The 17,961-nt window shown below is 73.4% G+C and carries 15 protein-coding genes; 5 read left to right on the plus strand and 10 right to left on the minus strand.

The genetic code is table 11. The features are described 5' to 3' along the window. Genes zwf through pgl form a run of 3 tightly spaced genes read left to right on the plus strand, consistent with a single transcriptional unit; the run spans window position 1 to window position 3,406 of the window. Window positions 1–1,554, plus strand: coding sequence for a glucose-6-phosphate dehydrogenase (gene zwf, locus K7640_RS12335; protein ID WP_222955116.1), 1,554 nt, complete (start codon window positions 1–3; stop codon window positions 1,552–1,554). Between the two features lie 31 nt (window positions 1,555–1,585). After that, window positions 1,586–2,602: a glucose-6-phosphate dehydrogenase assembly protein OpcA gene (locus K7640_RS12340; protein WP_222954915.1), complete on the plus strand. Its 1,017-nt coding sequence runs from the start codon at window positions 1,586–1,588 to the stop codon at window positions 2,600–2,602. Between the two features lie 33 nt (window positions 2,603–2,635). Further along, window positions 2,636–3,406 carry a 6-phosphogluconolactonase gene (gene pgl, locus K7640_RS12345; RefSeq protein ID WP_222954916.1) on the plus strand — a complete coding sequence of 257 codons (771 nt, stop codon included), beginning with the start codon at window positions 2,636–2,638 and terminating at the stop codon, window positions 3,404–3,406. A gap of 71 nt (window positions 3,407–3,477) precedes the next feature. Here pgl and K7640_RS12350 read toward each other — a convergent pair whose 3' ends face one another. The 9 genes from K7640_RS12350 to K7640_RS30795 form a co-directional block, all read right to left on the minus strand. Next, window positions 3,478–3,822, minus strand: coding sequence for an RNA polymerase-binding protein RbpA (locus K7640_RS12350; protein ID WP_222954917.1), 345 nt, complete (start codon window positions 3,820–3,822; stop codon window positions 3,478–3,480). A 133-nt stretch (window positions 3,823–3,955) separates the two neighbouring features. Beyond that, window positions 3,956–4,219 (minus strand): preprotein translocase subunit SecG, encoded by a 264-nt coding sequence (gene secG / locus K7640_RS12355; protein WP_222955117.1) that lies wholly within the window; start codon window positions 4,217–4,219, stop codon window positions 3,956–3,958. A 95-nt stretch (window positions 4,220–4,314) separates the two neighbouring features. Next, on the minus strand, window positions 4,315–5,106 hold the full coding sequence (gene tpiA / locus K7640_RS12360) for a triose-phosphate isomerase (RefSeq protein WP_222954918.1): 792 nt from the start codon (window positions 5,104–5,106) through the stop codon (window positions 4,315–4,317). Beyond that, window positions 5,107–6,324 (minus strand): phosphoglycerate kinase, encoded by a 1,218-nt coding sequence (pgk, locus tag K7640_RS12365; protein ID WP_222955118.1) that lies wholly within the window; start codon window positions 6,322–6,324, stop codon window positions 5,107–5,109. It lies immediately after the preceding gene. A 5-nt stretch (window positions 6,325–6,329) separates the two neighbouring features. After that, the gene (gene gap / locus K7640_RS12370; RefSeq protein ID WP_222954919.1) at window positions 6,330–7,334 is read right to left on the minus strand and encodes a type I glyceraldehyde-3-phosphate dehydrogenase; all 1,005 of its coding nucleotides are present in this window, start codon (window positions 7,332–7,334) and stop codon (window positions 6,330–6,332) included. A gap of 297 nt (window positions 7,335–7,631) precedes the next feature. Then, window positions 7,632–8,612: a DNA-binding protein WhiA gene (gene whiA / locus K7640_RS12375; RefSeq protein WP_222954920.1), complete on the minus strand. Its 981-nt coding sequence runs from the start codon at window positions 8,610–8,612 to the stop codon at window positions 7,632–7,634. A gap of 54 nt (window positions 8,613–8,666) precedes the next feature. Then, window positions 8,667–9,632 carry a uridine diphosphate-N-acetylglucosamine-binding protein YvcK gene (gene yvcK, locus K7640_RS12380; protein ID WP_222954921.1) on the minus strand — a complete coding sequence of 322 codons (966 nt, stop codon included), beginning with the start codon at window positions 9,630–9,632 and terminating at the stop codon, window positions 8,667–8,669. After that, the gene (gene rapZ / locus K7640_RS12385; RefSeq protein ID WP_222955119.1) at window positions 9,629–10,516 is read right to left on the minus strand and encodes an RNase adapter RapZ; all 888 of its coding nucleotides are present in this window, start codon (window positions 10,514–10,516) and stop codon (window positions 9,629–9,631) included. Before rapZ ends, yvcK begins: the two co-directional genes overlap by 4 nt. Before the next feature lie 245 nt (window positions 10,517–10,761). Beyond that, window positions 10,762–14,706 carry a hypothetical protein gene (locus K7640_RS30795; RefSeq protein WP_222954922.1) on the minus strand — a complete coding sequence of 1,315 codons (3,945 nt, stop codon included), beginning with the start codon at window positions 14,704–14,706 and terminating at the stop codon, window positions 10,762–10,764. Between the two features lie 232 nt (window positions 14,707–14,938). Here K7640_RS30795 and K7640_RS12395 point away from each other — a divergent pair, with 232 nt between their 5' ends. Both K7640_RS12395 and recQ read left to right on the plus strand, forming a co-directional pair. Then, the gene (locus tag K7640_RS12395; protein WP_222954923.1) at window positions 14,939–15,286 is read left to right on the plus strand and encodes a hypothetical protein; all 348 of its coding nucleotides are present in this window, start codon (window positions 14,939–14,941) and stop codon (window positions 15,284–15,286) included. A gap of 72 nt (window positions 15,287–15,358) precedes the next feature. Then, the gene (gene recQ, locus K7640_RS12400; RefSeq protein WP_222954924.1) at window positions 15,359–17,197 is read left to right on the plus strand and encodes a DNA helicase RecQ; all 1,839 of its coding nucleotides are present in this window, start codon (window positions 15,359–15,361) and stop codon (window positions 17,195–17,197) included. Window positions 17,198–17,265: 68 nt separating this feature from the next. Here recQ and K7640_RS12405 read toward each other — a convergent pair whose 3' ends face one another. Further along, on the minus strand, window positions 17,266–17,913 hold the full coding sequence (locus K7640_RS12405) for a C39 family peptidase (RefSeq protein ID WP_222954925.1): 648 nt from the start codon (window positions 17,911–17,913) through the stop codon (window positions 17,266–17,268). Window positions 17,914–17,961: the final 48 nt, after the last annotated feature.

Raw genomic sequence — 17,961 nt, forward strand, 5'->3', positions numbered from 1 at the left:
ATGATTGACGCCAACCAAGCGGAGCGAGGAGGTGGCCCGGTGAACCCGCTGCGCGACCCGCAGGACCGGCGCCTGCCACGGATCCCGGAGCCGTGCGCCCTGGTGATCTTCGGCGTGACCGGTGACCTGTCGCGGAAGAAGTTGCTGCCGGCGGTCTACGACCTGGCCAACCGGGGGCTGCTGCCCCCCGGGTTCGTGGTGCTCGGCTTCGCCCGCCGGGACTGGGGCGACGGGGACTTCGAGACGCTGGCCTGCGAGGCGGCCCGCAAGCACGCCCGGACCCCGTGGCGGGACGAGGTGTGGGCCCGGCTGGCCGGCAACATCAAGTTCGTGGGTGGCTCGTTCGACGACGACGCCGCCTTCGACCACCTGGCGGCGACGCTGGACGACCTGCGCGACACCCACGGCATCGCCGGCAACGCCGCCTTCTACTTCTCCATCCCCCCGGCGGCCTTCCCGGTGGTGCTCAAGCAGCTCGCCCGCACCGGCATGGCCGACAACGCCAAGTCCGGCGGCTGGCGCCGGGTCGTGGTGGAGAAGCCGTTCGGCAACGACCTGCCCTCGGCGAAGGCGCTCAACGACCTGGTCGACGACGTGTTCACCCGGCAGGACGTGTTCCGGATCGACCACTACCTCGGCAAGGAGACGGTCCAGAACATCCTGGCGCTGCGCTTCGCCAACAACCTGTTCGAGCCGCTGTGGAACTCCAAGTACGTCGACTCGGTGCAGATCACCATGGCCGAGGACGTCGGCATCGGCACCCGGGCCGCCTTCTACGACTCGGTCGGCACCGCCCGCGACGTGCTGCAGAACCACCTGCTCCAGCTGCTGGCGCTGGTGGCCATGGAGGAGCCGACCAGCTTCGACGCCGACGAGATCCGCGCCGAGAAGCTCAAGGTGCTCAAGGCCATCACGATCCCGGCCGATATCGCCCGGGACACCGTGCGCGGCCAGTACCTGCCCGGCTGGGTGGGCGGCGAGCGGGCCAAGGGCTACCTGGAGGAGGAGGGCGTGCCGCCGGACTCCACCACCGAGACGTACGTGGCGGTGAAGCTCGGCATCCAGAACCGGCGCTGGGCCGGCGTGCCGTTCTACATCCGGGCCGGCAAGCGGCTCCCCCGGCGGGTCACCGAGGTGGCCATCATGTTCAAGAAGGCGCCGCACCTGCCCTTCAACGAGGCCGACATGGAGTCGCTCGGCCCCAACCAGCTCGTCATCCGGGTCCAGCCCGACGAGGGCGTGGTGCTGAAGTTCGGCTCGAAGGTGCCCGGCACCACCATGGAGGTCCGCGACATCGCGATGGACTTCCAGTACGGCGAGGCGTTCACCGAGTCCAGCCCCGAGGCGTACGAGCGGCTGGTGCTGGACGTGTTGATCGGTGACCGGACGCTCTTCCCGGACGCCGCCGAGGTGGAGCAGAGCTGGCAGGTGGTCGACCCGCTGGAGCACGCCTGGGAGGGCACCAAGCCGGAGCCGTACCGGGCCGGCGAGTGGGGTCCCCGGGCCGCCGACGAGATGCTGGCTCGCGAGGGCCGGGCTTGGCGAAGAGCGTGAGCGAGCAGAGCGAGCGAACCAGGAGGCTCCATTGATCGGGCTGTGGGACACCACCGGCAACGAGGTGGTCAAGGCGCTCGCCGCCGAGCGGCGCAGCGCGGGCGGGGTGGCCAGCGGGATGGCGCTCACCCTGATCGTGGTGGTGGACGAGAAGCGGGTCCGGGAGGCAGAGGCCGCGGCGACCATCGCCGCCGCCGCGCACCCCTGCCGGCTGCTGGTGGTGGTCCGCTCGGACGTCGAGCGCAACCGCAACCGGCTGGACGCGGAGATCGTCGTCGGCGGCCGACTCGGCCCGTGCGAGGCGGTGGTGACCCGGATGTACGGCCGGCTCGCGCTGCACGCCGAGTCGGTGGTGATGCCGCTGCTGGTGCCGGACGTGCCGGTGGTGACCTGGTGGCACGGCGAGCCGCCGGAGGAGATCGCGACCGACTTCCTCGGCGTGGTGGCGGACCGGCGGATCACGGACAGCGCGCAGGCCGTCGACCCGATCGCCGCGCTGCGGCAGCGGGCGCACGACTACGCGCCCGGGGACACCGACCTGGCCTGGACCCGGATCACCCCGTGGCGCACCCTGGTCGCGGGCGCCTTCGACACCACCCAGGCGCAGGTCACCGAGGCGACCGTGGTGGCGCCGGCGACCGACCCGACGGCCGCGTTGATGCGCGGTTGGCTGGCCGCCCGGCTCGGCATCGACCCGGTCTGGGAGCCGACCGACGAGTTCCCCCGGATGCGCCAGGTGCAGCTGCGCTGCGCCAACGGCGACGAGCTGTCGCTGACCCGCGACGACAGCATCGCGATCTTCCGGCGTACCGGCCAGGAGGACCGGACGCTGCCGCTGGTCCGCCGCCCGCTCGGCGACGAGCTGGCCGAAGAGCTGCGCCGGCTCGACGCCGACCAGGTGTACGCCGAGGCGCTCGGCGCCACGGCCGGGCTGACCGGCCTGGACCAGCGGCCGCCGCAGCGGGTGCACGTCTGGAAGGACCCGGCGACCGCCCAGCGGGCCGAGGCCGGGGTCACCGCGCACGCCGGCGCGACCGCGAACGAGTGACCGCGTGGCGGTCGGAACACGAGGGCACAGCGAATGACTGAGGCGAGTGTCGCCGTACACGCCGACGCCGACCTGCTGGCGCAGGCGGTGGCGGCCCGGCTGGTGGTGAAGCTGCTCGACGCCCAGGCCGACCGGGGCCAGGCGTCGGTCGTGCTGACCGGCGGGCGGATCGCCGCCGCGGTGTACCGGGCGGTCGGTGCCCTGCCGGCCCGCGACGCGGTCGACTGGTCCCGGGTCGACGTCTGGTGGGGCGACGAGCGGTTCCTGCCGGCCGGCGACCCGGAACGCAACGAGACCCAGGCCCGGGCGGCCCTGCTGGACGCCGTGCCGCTGGACCCGGCCCGGGTGCACCCGATGCCCGCCTCCGACGGGCCGGCCGGCAACGACCCGGAGGCCGCCGCCGCCGGGTACGCCCGGGAGCTGGCCCGGGCGGCCCGGCCGGGCACCGCCCCGCTCCCCCACTTCGACGTGCTGCTGCTCGGGGTGGGCGAGGACGGGCACGTCGCCTCGGTCTTCCCCGAGCACCCGGTGCACCACGACAACCGCCCGGTCAGCGCCGTGCGGGGCAGCCCGAAGCCGCCGCCGGTGCGGACCACGCTCACCCTGCCGACGATCAACACCGCCGAGGAGGTGTGGTTGGTGGCCGGCGGCGCGGACAAGGCCCGGGCGGTCGGCATGGCGCTGGCCGGGGCGGGGCCGCAGCAACTGCCCGCCGCCGGGGTGCGGGGCGTGGCCCGCACGCTCTGGCTGCTGGACCGGGCGGCGGCGGCGAACGTGCCACCCCGCCTGCGCAGCCTGCGCTGAACGGTAAGGAAGGGCCCCTTGTTAACGCCTGCGGTATAGCAGGGGGCCCCGCTTAACACCCCGCCCGGCTGTCAGGCCCGGCCGCGCCGGCGGCGCAGCGCGTCGAGGGCCTCGGCGAGCAACGCCTCCGCCTCCTCGGGAGTGCGCCGCTCCTTCACGTACGCCAGGTGGGTCTTGTAGGGCTCGGCCCGCGCCCGACCCGGCGGGTTGCCGCGGTCCTGCCCACCGGGTTGCCCGCAGCGCGGGCAGTCCCAGAGCGCGGGCGCCTCGGCCTCGGCGGCGATCAGAATGTCGAACCCGTGGTCGTTACGGCACCAGTAGGTGACCGCCTGGCGGGGGGCCGGCGCGTAGCGCTCGGGCGGCCGCTCGGGGCCGGACCCGACCCGGGTGCCGCGGATGACGTTGCCACTCGGCACGGCTGCTCGCTCCTGTCGTCGGAGGGGACCGCCGCTCGGCGGGCGGCGGGCGACGCGGTGCAGCGGAAAGAGAACTGCGCGCGGCCCGTCGAGTGACGGACCGCGCGCAGATTGTACGGCGTAAATGCCTCGCTCAGGCGGCCCCGGTGCCCACCTGGAGCTTGAGCCAGAGACCGAGCCCGACAATGCAGGCGAACCACACGATAGCCACCAGAATGGTGTAACGGTCCAGATTCTTCTCGGCCACCGACGAGCCGGCCAGGCTGGAGCTGACGCCACCGCCGAACATGCTCGACAACCCGCCACCCTTACCTCGGTGCAGCAGGATCAGCAGGATGAGCACGATGCTCGTGATGACCAGCAGCGTGATCATCGTGTAGGCGAACCAGATCGGCATGGCGGGGGTCAGTCCTCTCGTTGCGATCACTGCCCGGTCCTGTCGGGCACAGCGGCACCGACCGGTGGACGGGCAGCGTCAAGGATAGCGAGCCGTCAGCGGGCGATGTGCTCCGGGAACCGGCAGATCTGCGCGAATTCCTCGGCGTCCAGGCTCGCCCCGCCGACCAGCGCCCCGTCCACGTCCGGCTGGGCCATGATCGAGGCGACGTTCGACGCCTTGACCGACCCGCCGTAGAGGATCCTGACCTGCTCCGCGGTCGCCTCGTCGAAGGTCTCGACCAGCCGCTTGCGCACCTCGCCGCAGACCTCCTGGGCGTCCTCCGGGGTCGCCGTCTTGCCGGTGCCGATCGCCCAAACCGGCTCGTACGCGACGACGACCCGGGTGACCTGCTCCGCGGTGAGCCCCCGCAACGCGCCGTCCAGCTGGTCGCAGCAGTGCGGCACGTGCTTGAGCTGATCCCGGATCTCCAGCCCCTCGCCGATGCAGAGGATCGGGGTGAGCCCGTTCTCCAGCGCGGCGACCACCTTCGCGTTGACCAGCGCGTCGTCCTCGTGGTGGTACTGCCGGCGCTCCGAGTGCCCGATCACCACGTAGGTGCAGCCCAGCTTGGCCAGCATCGGCCCGGAGATGTCCCCGGTGTACGCCCCGGACTGGAACGGCGACAGGTCCTGCCCGCCGTAGCCGATCAGCAGCTTGTCGCCGTCCACCGCGGTCTGCACCGTCCGCAGGTCGGTGAAGGGCGGCAGCACCACGCACTCGACGTCGGTGAGCTGCTTCTCGGTCAGGCTCGCCGCCAACTTCTGCACCAGCAGGTTGGCCTCGAGGTGGTTCAGGTTCATCTTCCAGTTGCCGGCCATCAGCGGCCGGCGGGTGGTGCTCGCCATTCAGTTCTCCAGGGCCGCGATGCCGGGGAGGGTCTTGCCCTCCAGGTATTCCAGGGAGGCGCCACCACCGGTGGAGATGTGCCCGAACGACGACTCGTCCAGCCCGAGGGCGCGTACCGCCGCGGCGGAGTCACCGCCACCGACCACGCTGAACGCGTCGGCCTTCGCGATCGCCTCGGCCACCCCGCGGGTGCCGTTGGCGAAGGCCGGCATCTCGAACACGCCCATCGGGCCGTTCCAGAAGATCGTCCGCGCGCCTCCCGGTTCGCCGCAGGCGGCCTCCTTGATCGCGGCGGCGAACCCGGCGACCGTCTCCGGGCCGATGTCCAGGCCCAGTCGGTGGCTCGGGATCCCGTCGGCCGGCACCGTGTCGTGCGCGGCGTCAGGCGCGAAGGCGTCGGCGGCCACCACGTCGACCGGGAGCATGATCTTGCCCTCGGAGCGCTCCAGGAGGTTGCGGCAGGTCTCCACCATCTCCTCCTCCAGCAGCGAGGTGCCCACCTCGTGGCCCTGGGCCTTGAGGAAGGTGAAGCACATCCCGCCGCCGATGAGCAGCCGGTCGACCGTCGGCAGCAGCGCCTCGATCACCGCCAGCTTGTCGGAGACCTTCGAGCCGCCCAGCACCACCACGTACGGCCGCTCCGGCTCGCCGGTCAGCCGGCTGAGCACCTCCACCTCGCGCAGCACCAGCCGGCCGGCCACGTGCGGCAGCCGCGCCGGCACGTCGTAGACGCTGGCGTGCTTGCGGTGCACGGCGCCGAACGCGTCGTCCACGTACGCCTCGGCGAGGGCGGCGAGCTGGTCGGCGAAGGCGCCCCGCTCGGCGTCGTCCTTGCTGGTCTCGCCCTTGTTGAAGCGCAGGTTCTCCAGCAGGGCGACCTGGCCGTCGGCCAGCCCCTCCACCGTGGACCGGGCGGAGTCGCCGACCGTGTCCTCGGCGAAGGCCACCGGCGCGTCGAGCAGCTCGCCCAGCCGGCCGGCGACCGGGCGGAGGCTGAACTGCGGGTCCGGCGCGCCCTTCGGGCGGCCCAGGTGCGAGCAGACGACCACCTTGGCACCGGCCCGCACCAGCGCGCCCAGGGTGGGCAGCACGGCGCGGATCCGGCCGTCGTCCGTGATCTCACCGGTCTGCTTGTCGAGCGGGACGTTCAGGTCGGCGCGCACCAGCACGCGCCGACCAGACACCCCCTCGCCGAGCAGGTCGTCGAGGTTGCGGATCCCACTCACAGGGACTGACCCACCAGCTTGACCAGGTCCACCAGGCGGTTCGAGTAGCCCCACTCGTTGTCGTACCAGCCGACGACCTTGACCTGGTTGCCGATCACCTTGGTCAGCGGCGCGTCGAAGATGCACGACGCCGGGTCGGTGACGATGTCCGAGGAGACGATCGGGTCCTCGTTGTAGGTCAGGATGCCCCGCAGCGGGCCCTCGGCGGCGGCCTTCAGCGCGGCGTTGACCTCCTCGACGGTGGTCTCCCGGCCGACCTCGACGGTCAGGTCGGTGGCCGAACCGGTCGGGATCGGCACCCGCAGCGCGTAACCGTCCAGCTTGCCCTTGAGGTCCGGCAGCACCAGGCCGATCGCCTTCGCGGCGCCGGTCGAGGTCGGGACGATGTTCAGCGCGGCGGCGCGGGCCCGACGCAGGTCCTTGTGCGGCGCGTCCTGCAGGTTCTGGTCCTGGGTGTACGCGTGGATGGTGGTCATCAGACCCTTGGTGATCCCGAAGGTGTCGTGCAGCACCTTGGCCATCGGGGCGAGGCAGTTGGTGGTGCAGGAGGCGTTCGAGATGATGTTGTGCTTGGCCGGGTCGTACTGGTCCTGGTTGACGCCCATGACCACGGTGACGTCCTCGTTCTTCGCCGGCGCGGAGATGATGACCTTCTTGGCCCCGCCGTCGATGTGCGCCTTCGCCTTGCCGCCGTCGGTGAAGAAGCCGGTGGACTCGATGACGACGTCGACGCCGACCTCGCCCCACGCCAGCTTGGCGGGGTCCTTCTCCTCGAACACCTTGATGGACTTGCCGCCCACGGTGATCTCGTCGGCGCTGGCCTTCACCTCGTGCGGGAGGCGACCCAGGATGCTGTCGTACTTGACAAGGTGGGCGAGCGTCGCGTTGTCGGTCAGGTCGTTGACCGCCACGACCTCGATGTCGGCGCCGGACGCCAGCACTGCCCGGAAGAAGTTACGGCCGATGCGGCCGAAGCCGTTGATGCCAACCCGGATGGTCACAGGTCCCATCTCCTCGCGTTCTGGTCCGCCGGCGTCAGACCCGGGCCGGCGAAATGGTGTGCGCCGACCGTTGGAGCCGGCCGTTGACGGTTCATCTCGGCCACCCCGCCGCGGTCCGGAAGGACCTGACCGCCCGAGGCGGTGAGCACGGCGAGGAGTGCCTGTGCCGGCCCCCTTGCCGTACGTCGTGACCCTATCCGAGCGCGCGGGCCCGCGCTGCGCCGGGGCAAGATCCGGTACGCCCCGGCCACCGTCCCGCGCCGCGCTCGGTCAGTTCCTCCGGCCGCCACCGTCCTATCAGACCACGAGCATGTCCGGCGTGACTGCCGCTTCCGTATCGGGGATGCCCAGGTCGCGGGCCCGCTTGTCGGCCAGCGCGAGCAGCCGGCGGATCCGGCCGGCGATGGCGTCCTTGGTCAGCGGCGGGTCGGCCAGCGCCCCCAGCTCCTCCAGCGAGGCCTGCCGGTGCTCCAGCCGCAGTTGGCCGGCGTCGGTCAGGTGGTTGGGCGCCTCGTCGGCCAGGATCTCCAGCGCCCGGGTGACCCGGGCGGCGGCGGCCACCGCGGCGCGGGCCGAGCGGCGCAGGTTCGCGTCGTCGAAGTTGGCCAGCCGGTTGGCGGTCGCCCGCACCTCCCGGCGCACCCGGCGCTCCTCCCAGGCCAGCACGCTGGAGTGGGCGCCGATGCGGGTGAGCAGCGCGGCGATCGCGTCACCGTCCTTCACCACCACCCGGTCCACCCCGCGGACCTCGCGGTTCTTGGCGGTGATGCCGATCCGCCGGGCCGCGCCGACCAGGGCCAGCGCGGACTCCGGCCCGGGGCAGGTGATCTCCAGCGCGCTGGAGCGGCCCGGCTCGGTCAGCGAGCCGTGCGCCATGAACGCGCCCCGCCAGGCGGAGACCGCGCAGCAGACGTTGGCCGCCACCACGTGCGGCGGCAGGCCGCGCACCGGCCGGCCCCGGACGTCGAGCAGGCCCGTCTGGCGGGCCAGGGCCTCGCCGTCCTTGACCACCCGGACGATGAAGTGGCTGCCCTTGCGCAGCCCGCCGGAGGCGAGCACGTGGATCTCGCTCGGGTAGCCGTACACCTCGGCGATCTCCCGGCGCAGCCGCCGGGCCACCGCGCCGGTGTCGAGTTCCGCCTCGACGACCACCCGGCCGGATACGATGTGCAGGCCACCCGCGAAGCGCAGCAGGGCGGCCATCTCCGCGCGTCGACAGCACGGCTTGGGCACGTCGACCCGGCTCAGCTCGTCCTTGACCGCAGCTGTCATCGCCATTCTGCGCCCCCTCACGGTCCGGTAGCGGCGTGTCGCCGGTGATTACGTACGTGCTTAACGATCGGCGCCCAGGACAGGCACCAGTGCGGCGCCCAGCGCGGCCGGATCGTGTCGGGGCGTGCCGTCGGCGACGGCGAGCGGAGCGAGGAGCAGGCGGGCACCCAGCGATTCTGCCGCACGTTCGACCGGCTCCGGGTCACCCACCGCCTTGCCGTCGGCCAGCACCAGATCGACCTTGAGCTCGGGCAGGTACCAGTGCAGCGCCGCCAGGTGGTCGGCGACCGACAGCCCGAGCGTCTCCTTCTCGGCCGCCAGGTTCAGCGTGACCAGCCGCCGGGCCGGGCTGTCCACGATCGCGGCGGCCAGCCCGGGCACCAGCAGGTGCGGCAGCACGCTGGTGTACCAGCTGCCCGGGCCGAAGATCAGCCAGTCCGCCTCGCCGGTGGCCGCCACCGCCTCGGCGCAGGCGGCCGGCGCGTCCGGGGTGAGCCGCAGCGACTCGACCCGGCCGCCGGTCACCGCGACCTGGTGCTGGCCCCGGACGGTGCACACCTGGTCCGGCTGCGCCGGGTCGGCGCCGCGGACCAGCGCCTCGATGCCCACCGGCTGCGGCGACATCGGCAACACCCGGCCCACCGTGCCGAGCATGGCGCCGGCCTGCTCCAGCGCGGCGACCGGATCGCCCAGCTGCTCCATCAGCCCGCACAGCACCAGGTTGCCCACCGCGTGCCCGGCCAGCGCGTCGGCGGAGCCGCCGGCCGCGGCGAACCGGTGCTGGAACAGCCCGGCGCTGCGCCGGGTCGCCGGCGCGTCCCCGGCCAACGCGACCAGCGCCTGCCGCAGGTCGCCCGGGGGCAGGCCGCCCCGCTCGGCGCGCAGCCGGCCGCTGGAGCCACCGTCGTCGCCCACCGTCACCACCGCGGTGATGTCCAGATCGAGCTCCGGGGTGCAGTGCCGCAGCGCCCGCAGGGACGCCGACAGGCCGTGCCCGCCGCCGAAGGCGACCACCTTGACCGTCATTCCCGCCCCAGGTCCCGGTGCTGCGCGTTGGCGGCGATGCCGGCGTGCCGCAGCCGGGCGGCCAGCTCCTCGGTGATCGCCACGCTGCGGTGCTTGCCACCGGTGCAACCCACCGCCACGGTCAGGTAGCGCTTGCCCTCGCGCTCGAAGCCGGCGGTGGTCGCGTTCACCAGCTCGGCGTACGCGGCGACGAACTCGTCGGCGCCCTCCTGGCCCAGCACGTACGCGCTGACCGCCTCCTCCCGCCCGGTGTGCTCCCTCAACTCCGGCACCCAGTAAGGGTTGGGCAGGAACCGGGCGTCGAGGACGAAGTCGGCGTCCGGCGGCAGCCCGTACTTGAAGCCGAAGGACAGCACGGTTACCCGCAGCCGGCGGGCCTCCTCGCCGCCGAACAGCTCCTCCACCCGGCGGCGGAGCTGGTTGACGTTCAGGTGGCTGGTGTCGATGATCACGTCGGCCTGGTCCCGCGCCTCCTCCAGCAGCGCCCGCTCCACGGCGATGCCGTCGGCCAACCGGCCGTCGCCCTGCAACGGGTGCGACCGGCGGACGCTCTCGAAGCGCCGGATCAGCACCTCGTCGTCGGCGTCGACGAACACCACCCGGGGGTGGAAGCCGCGGTCCTTGAGCTCGCGGATCGCGCCGGCCAGGTCGGTGGAGAAGGCCCGCGACCGCACGTCCAGCACCATCGCGGTACGGCGGGCCGCGCCGCCGGCCTTAAGGGCCAGCTCGGCCATGTCCAGCATCAGCGCCTGGGGCAGGTTGTCCACCACGTAGAAGCCGACGTTCTCCAGCGCCCGGGCCACGGTGCTGCGCCCGCCGCCGGACAGCCCGGTCACCACCACCAGGGAGGTCTCCCCCTCCCCCGGCGCCAGCTCACCGGTCACCGGCGCGACCGCGTGCGAAACCGCCCCGTGCACCCCGGGCTCGGCCGGCAGGTCGCCCGCTGTCCGGTTCTGAGCAGTTTCCGCCTCGCTCAACCCACTACCCCTTACCCGTGACGTCCCGGCCCGTTTCCGGCCGCGCGTGGTCGAACAGCGACTCTATCCCGCGCGGGCCCGTCGATCGGGCACCCCCGGCGGACCGATCCCCGTCACTCGACAAGCGTGCGGCGACGCCGGCCATTCCCGGCTCAGGGGCAGGACCGCCGGTAGGGGATGCCGGGCAGCCGCTCGGCCCACTCCCGCTCGTCGAGACCGGCGCCGCCGAGGATCCGGCAGGCCCGACCGACCGGGTCGGCGGAGATCTGCGGCAGGTCGCCGAGGTCCCAGAGGAGGAATGCCGACCTGCTCCAGGTGGCCATGGTCCGCCCGTCCGGGGAGAGCCGCACGAAGGTGCGGCCGGTGTGCTCGCGCAGCTCCGCGACCGTTACGGGCTCGCCCCGGTCCCGGACGTCCCACAGGACCACCCGACCGTCGGTGTCCGCGCCGGCGAGGAGCGCGCTGTTGGGATGCCAGTCCAGCCCCGTGATCCGGTCGGAGGCGACCCGTATCGACGCCAGCCGGCCGGGTCCGCTCCCCTGGGCGGTGTCCCAGAGACCGACGACGGTGCCGTTGTCGTCCGGCCAGCCGGCGGCGGCGAGCGTCCGCCCCGACCGGTCGAAGGCGCCCCCGAGGCCGCGCGCCGGATCCCGCGTCCCGTCCGGGAGGACCGGCTCCGCCGCGTCGCCGTGGTCCGTCGCTGCGGGCACCGGCCAGACCTGCCCGTCGGGGAGCAGCGCGAGATCACCCCCGGGGCTCACCGCGTTTGCGTCCCCGCCGGCGTAGGCGGCGGCGACCATCCGGACCGGGATCGGCGCCGTCACGTCCCACACCGTCAGCCGGTTGTCGCCGACGAACAGCAGCCGCCGGCCGGCCCGCTCCCGCAGCGCCAGGAACTGAACGCTGCCGCCCGCCGGGACCGTCGCCGTCCGTCGGGGACGGCGCCGGTCCCGGACGTCCCAGAGCAGCACCTGCTCGTCGGGGCCGAGGGTGGCGATGGTGGCGCCGTCCGGTGAGACGGCGAGGGATCCGCGGCCGACGCCGCCCGACGCGGAGCCGGGCAGGCGCACCGGCCGGGCCGGCGCGAACCGGTCCGTCAGGTCCCACAGCGTCACGTCCGCACCGAGGTTGGCCACCACGAGCGTCCCGCCGTCGGGGCCGAACCCGGCGGCTTCGACGCTGGTCTGCTCGCTGCGGTACCGCACGGCCGGTTGGCGCGGCGGTTGCACCGACCACCGCGCGAGCCGGCCCTGCTGGTCCAGCGTGGTGAACGTCCGGCCGTCCCGGCTGAAGACGACGGCCGATATCTCGGCCCGCCGACCGCCGACCGCGGTCACCCTGACCGGACGGGCCGGGTCGGCCACGTCCCAGAGCACGGTCTGGTCGTTGTCGAGGCCGGTGGCGAAGTGCCGGCCGTCCGGGCTGAACGCGAGCCTCCCGATGTTCGAGGACGACTGATCGACCCGGCCGGCGAGACGCGGCCGGGCCGGCGTCGACACGTCCCAGAGCGCCACCCTGCGGTAGTCGTTGGCGGCGATCAACCGACCGCTCGGGTGGAACCGGAAGTCGCCGCCGAAGTAGCGGAACTTGCTCAACCGGCGGGGCCGGGTGGGCTGGCTGACGTCCCAGAGGGTCACCCCGGAGTCCTGGATCAGGTTCTCGGAGGTGAGAGGCTTGCGGCGCCACTTCACCAGCCCCGAGGCGGTCGCCAGCAGGCGCCCGTCCGGGCTGAACCACGCCTCGTCGGAGCTCTCGTCGGCCGGCCGGACGCTCAACCGACGGGGACGGGCCGGGTCGTGGACGTCCCAGAGGATCAGATCGTCCGCATCCCCCCGGTCGACCGTCGTCGCCAGGGTGCGACCGTCCGGCGCGAAGGCAACACCGGAGGAATTGCGCGATCCGGGCAACTGAGCCAGCGCCGGGTGGCCGTCCGGTCCCGCGACCCTGCCGAACCACACGGGACCCTTGTCGGTGGCAACCGCCAGTGCCCGGCTGTCCGGACTGAACGCGACGTTGCTGGCCCTGCCGCCCACCGACAGGTCGGCGACTTTCCGGGGCCGCGCCAGGTCGGTCGCCTCCCACAGCGTCACCGGTCCCGCCGACGCGTCGGCCTGGACGGCAAGCCACCGCCGGTCCGGGCTGAACGCCGCGCCGCCCACCTTCCCCAGGGGGGAGGGCTCCGGGCCGGCGCCGTCGAGCCGTGTCTGCCGCAGCGTCTCCAGCAACCCACCGCGGCTCTGTGCCGACGGACTGACCGTCAGCGCCGCCAGGCCCACCCGCAGCGCGTCCCGCGGATCGGATTCCCGCTCGCCCGCCGACTCACCGACCGCTGCCCGCACCACCGCCAGGCGGCGCTGCTCTTCGGCGCGGAGACGAGCCTCCTGCGCCTGCGCCCGCCCTCGGCTGGCGCTGCGGTACTGCGCCCCGGCGACAACCACACCGACGCTGGCCAGCACCGCCAGCACGGTCATCGCGGCCAGGGCACGCCGGCGGAACCGGGCCACCCGCCGCCCCCGCAGCAGCGCGCTCCGCTCGCGGCGATCCGACTCGTCCAGGAACGCGGCGGCCACCGGGCTGAGCTGTCGGTCCCCGCCGGCCGCCCAGGCGCGCGCGGTCTCCAGCCGGGTGCCCCGGTAGAGGGCGCCGGCGTCCCGCCCGTCCCGGTCCCAGCCGGCGGCTGCCTCCTCCAGCCGCTGCCGGGTCAGGTCGTCGGCGCGTTCCTCGCTGATCCACCGGCGCAGCCGGGGCCAGTGCTGGATCAGCGCCTCATGGGTGATCTCCACCGTCTCGCGGCCCTGGGTGAGCAGCCGGCGCTCGGTGAAAGCGGCCATCACCGCCTCGGCCGTCGCCGGGTCGGCGGCGCGCTCGACCAGGTCCGTGCGGGGCAGCCGCCGCCGGGTGTCCTCGGTGTCCTCGCTGATCCGCACCAGGCGCAGGAACATCGTCCGGGCGACCTGCCGGGCGTCCGGGTCCAGCCGGTCGTACACGCCCTCGGCGGTGCGCGCGACGGCGTCCCGGATGCCGCCGGTGGTCAAATAGCCGGCCACGGTGAGGACGTTGCCGTGCCGTTCCTGCCAGCAGGCCCGCAGCGCGTGCGCCAGCAGCGGGAGCCGGCCGGCGTCGTAGCCGGTCTCCGGCTCGTCACCGTCGCCGGCACCGAGCGCGCCGAGATCGCGCAGCAGCAGCTCGGTGAGGCCCGGCTCGACTTCCAGCCCGGCCCGCGACGCCGGGTTGAGGATCGCCTCGCGCAGCTCCGCGGTGGTCATCGGGCCGAGGATCACCTGGCCCTCCTGCAATGCCGCGCTCAGCCGGGGCTCGGCCATGGCGGCGGCGTAGAAGTCGGCGCGGATCCCGTGCACGACCAGCGCCAGGGGCGGCTCGCCGCCGGCGCCCGGCTCGGCCAGGGCGGCGAGCACCTCGAGGAAGCCCCGCCGGGCGGCGGCGTCGCCGCCGAGAGTGAACAGCTCCTCGACCTGGTCGACCACGACGAGCAGGCGCGGCCCCGGATGGGGGGCGGCATCCGCCGGCACGGCCGCGCGGACCACGTCGACCACGGCGGCCGGGCCGCTGGCCATCGCCCCGGCGACCTGCGCCGGCCCGGCGCCGGTCAGCTCGGCGAGCTGGCTGGTCAGCTCCCCCACCGGGTCGGCGGTGGGGGTGAGCACCAGGTGACGCCAGTGCCGGGAGCCGGGCAGCGCGCCGCGGGCCAGCGCCGGCAGCAGCCCGGCCCGCAGCAACGAGGACTTCCCGGCGCCGGAGGCGGCCACCACCGCCAGCGCTCCCCCGGCCCGCCGCCGCTCGTCCAGCCGGTCGACCAGCCGGTGGGTCACCCGGTCGCGGCCGAAGAACCAGGCCGCCTGGTCGACGTCGAAGGCTTCCATGCCCGGGAACGGGCACTCGTCGGCGACCGGGCCGCCCTCGGCCCGGCGGACGCCACCGGGACCGAAGTGCAGGTGCTGGTCCCGACCGGCCTGGTAGATCACGCCGGAGCCGGAGGCGTGGGCCTCCAGGCGCACCTCCCGGTCCGCGGCGGAGGGCTGGTCCGGCGGCGGGTCCGCGCGGCTGGTGAGCTGGCCGTCCCCCGGTCCCGGGTCCACCTGCCGCCTCCCACCCCGTACCGTCGACCGGGCCGCGCCGCGCGGCACCGTACGTGATGATGCCACCCACGGACCGCGACGGTGGCCCCGGAACGGCGGCGCGCGATCACCGGCCGTTGGCCCGCCGCGTTCCGGTCGCCGACCCGACACCTCCCGGCCATTGCTGACGATCTGTAGTCAGTCCTACGCTCAGCGCGATCACCGCAGGTGATGCCAGAAGTGGAGGGGTGCGATGCACGATCTGGCAGAGAAGAACAAGTACGTCGGCTTCCTGTTCATGAGGATCAGCCCGGAGTACTTCGCCCTCGGACGGGAGGGCATCCACCAGGTCTCCGCCGAGCACGCGCGGGACCTGGCCCGGTTCGCCAAGCAACTGACCCACGTGGTCTGCACCGGGGTGAACGGCAGGTACGACCAGGTGACCATGGTCGAGGCGGACACCCTGGAAGAGATCAACGCGGCGGCCACCGCGTTCCGGATGGGCAGCAAGGCCAAGTACATCGAGATCGTGGACATCGTGGTGGGGATGAAGGCCCCGCCCCGGGCGCTCGCGAACCGGTCCGCCGCCCAGGCCGGCTGACCGGGCGACCCGACCCCGGCGACGCGCTCGCCGGGGTCGGGCGCTGTCGGGGGACGCTCGTAGACTGCCCGAATGGTCTCCCCCACCACCGAGCAACGGACCGAGGACGCGGCCGGGGTGCTGCGCCGGATCTTCGGCTACGACGCGTTCCGCGGCTTCCAGCGGGAGGTCATCGACCACCTGGTCGACGGCGGGGACGCCCTGGTGCTGATGCCCACCGGCGGCGGCAAGTCACTGTGCTATCAGATCCCGGCGCTGGTCCGCGACGGCGTGGCGGTGGTGATCTCCCCGCTGATCGCGCTGATGCAGGACCAGGTCGACGCGCTCACCGCGGTCGGCGTACGCGCCGGCTTCCTCAACTCGACGCAGGACCTCGACGCCCGGCGGCAGGTCGAGCGGGCGTTCCTCGACAACGAGCTGGACCTGCTCTACCTGGCGCCGGAGGCGCTGGGCTCCCGGTCCACGCTGCACCTGCTCGACCGCGGCGCGATCGCGCTGTTCGCCATCGACGAGGCGCACTGCGTGGCCCAGTGGGGTCACGACTTCCGCCCCGACTACCTGGCGCTGTCGATGCTGCACGAGCGGTGGCCCAAGGTGCCCCGGATCGCGCTCACCGCCACCGCGACCACCGCCACCCGCGCCGAGATCGCCACCCGGCTCGACCTCACCGACGCGCGGCACTTCGTGGCCAGCTTCGACCGGCCCAACATCCAGTACCGCATCGTGCCCAAGCGGGAGCCGCGCAAGCAACTGCTGGGCCTGCTGCGCGACGAGCACCCGGGCGACGCCGGCATCGTCTACTGCCTGTCCCGCTCCTCGGTCGACAAGACCGCCGACTTCCTGGTCGCCAACGGCATCCCCGCGCTGCCCTACCATGCCGGCCTGGACGCGGCGACCCGGTCGACCAACCAGCAGCGGTTCCTGCGCGAGGACGGCCTGGTGATGGTGGCGACCATCGCCTTCGGCATGGGCATCGACAAGCCCGACGTGCGCTTCGTCGCCCACCTCGACCTGCCCAAGTCGGTGGAGGGCTACTACCAGGAGACCGGTCGGGCCGGGCGGGACGGGCTGCCGTCCACCGCCTGGCTCGCGTACGGGCTCCAGGACGTGGTGCAGCAACGCAAGATGATCGAGACCTCGGACGGCGACCTGGCCCGGCGCCGTTCGCTCGCCGCCCACCTCGACGCGATGCTGGCGCTCTGCGAGACGGTCCGCTGCCGCCGCGCGCAGCTCCTGGAATACTTCGGCGAGCCGGCGGCCGGCCCGTGCGGCAACTGCGACACCTGCCTGGCGCCGCCGGAGTCCTGGGACGGCACCGTGCCGGCGCAGAAACTGCTCTCCACCGTCTACCGCCTGGACCGGGAGCGCAATCAGCGGTTCGGCGCCGGGCACTGCGTCGACATCCTGCTCGGCAAGCAGACCGACAAGATCACCCAGCACGGCCACGACGGCCTCTCCACCTTCGGCATCGGTGGTGAGCTGAGCGAGGCCGAGTGGCGCGGCGTGGTCCGGCAACTGCTGGCCGAGGGCCTGCTGGCGGTCGAGGGCGACTACGGCACCCTCGCCCTGACCGAGGCCAGCGCGGAGGTGCTGGGCCGGCGCCGGACGGTGATGATGCGCCGCGAACCGGAACGCCCCGCCCGCGCCACGCGGTCGCGGGGGTCGGCGGCCCCGGCCGCCGAGCTGTCCCCGGCGGCGGCCCCGCTCTTCGAGCGGCTCCGCGCCTGGCGGGCGGCCACCGCCAAGGAGCAGGGCGTGCCGGCGTACGTCATCTTCCACGACGCCACCCTGCGCCAGATCGCCACCGAGGCGCCCACCTCGCTGGCCGAGCTGTCCCGGATCAGCGGCGTCGGCGAGAACAAGCTGGCGAAGTACGGCGAGGGAATCCTCACCGTACTGGCCGAGGACTGACCGCACTCCGGCACGCGCGAAGGGCCCGACCCCGGGTGGGGTCGGGCCCTTCGCATTGTCGACCGCGGTCAGTTGGTGGCGTAGCCGCGGGTGGCGATCCAGTCGGCGAGGTTGTCCACGCTCATCCGGTAGGAGGCCATGTTCGGGTCGGCGGAGTCGGCGATGGTGACGATCTTGCCGCCGTCCTTGTAGCCGATGACGCTGATGTAGTGCCCGCCCTCGAAGGAGTGGGTGTTGCCGTCGGTGTCGGTGGCGGTGCCGGCGATGTTGGCGACCACCGCGCGGCCGTCGTCCACGGTGCGCACGATGTCCGAGCGCAGCTTGTCGGTCTGCTTGTCGTCGGCCTTGCGGTCGCGGATCTCGACCGACTTGTAGACGTCCTTGCCGGTCTCCTTGTTCAGCACCGGGGTGATGTCGTTGATGGAGTTGGTGCCGGCCTCGGTGGTGCCCATCTCCTTGGCCATGGCGTCGACGTCGATGTTCTTGCCCTGCACGGACAGGGCGTTACGCGCGGCGGCCGGGCCGCAGTAGTAGAAGTTGGGCTGCGCCTCGTAGCGCACGCCGAGTTCCCGCTCGCCGCCGCGCTGGGTGCTGACCTGTGCGGTCTTCTCGGCCGGGGTGGCCTGGGCGGCGATGGCGGGTCCGGCGATGCCGCCGGCGGTGGCGGCGATGCCGGCGATGGTCAGGGCGCTCTTGCGGATCAGATCGGTACGCATGTGCGACTCCTCTGCTCGGGGGTACGCGGCGCGCGCGAGGGCGCCGCA

The sequence above is a fragment of the Micromonospora sp. PLK6-60 genome (assembly GCF_019890675.1).
GTDB lineage: Bacteria > Actinomycetota > Actinomycetes > Mycobacteriales > Micromonosporaceae > Micromonospora.

Bases quoted from the DNA above. Each gene is read 5' to 3' on its own strand.
- zwf (WP_222955116.1), top strand. From the start codon at position 1: ATGATTGACGCCAACCAAGCGGAGCGAGGAGGTGGCCCGGTGAACCCG.
- pgl (WP_222954916.1), top strand. From the start codon at position 2,636: ATGACTGAGGCGAGTGTCGCCGTACACGCCGACGCCGACCTGCTGGCG.
- secG (WP_222955117.1), bottom strand. From the start codon at position 4,219: ATGCCGATCTGGTTCGCCTACACGATGATCACGCTGCTGGTCATCACG.
- tpiA (WP_222954918.1), bottom strand. From the start codon at position 5,106: ATGGCGAGCACCACCCGCCGGCCGCTGATGGCCGGCAACTGGAAGATG.
- whiA (WP_222954920.1), bottom strand. From the start codon at position 8,612: ATGGCGATGACAGCTGCGGTCAAGGACGAGCTGAGCCGGGTCGACGTG.
- yvcK (WP_222954921.1), bottom strand. From the start codon at position 9,632: ATGACGGTCAAGGTGGTCGCCTTCGGCGGCGGGCACGGCCTGTCGGCG.
- K7640_RS12395 (WP_222954923.1), top strand. From the start codon at position 14,939: ATGCACGATCTGGCAGAGAAGAACAAGTACGTCGGCTTCCTGTTCATG.
- recQ (WP_222954924.1), top strand. From the start codon at position 15,359: ATGGTCTCCCCCACCACCGAGCAACGGACCGAGGACGCGGCCGGGGTG.
- K7640_RS12405 (WP_222954925.1), bottom strand. From the start codon at position 17,913: ATGCGTACCGATCTGATCCGCAAGAGCGCCCTGACCATCGCCGGCATC.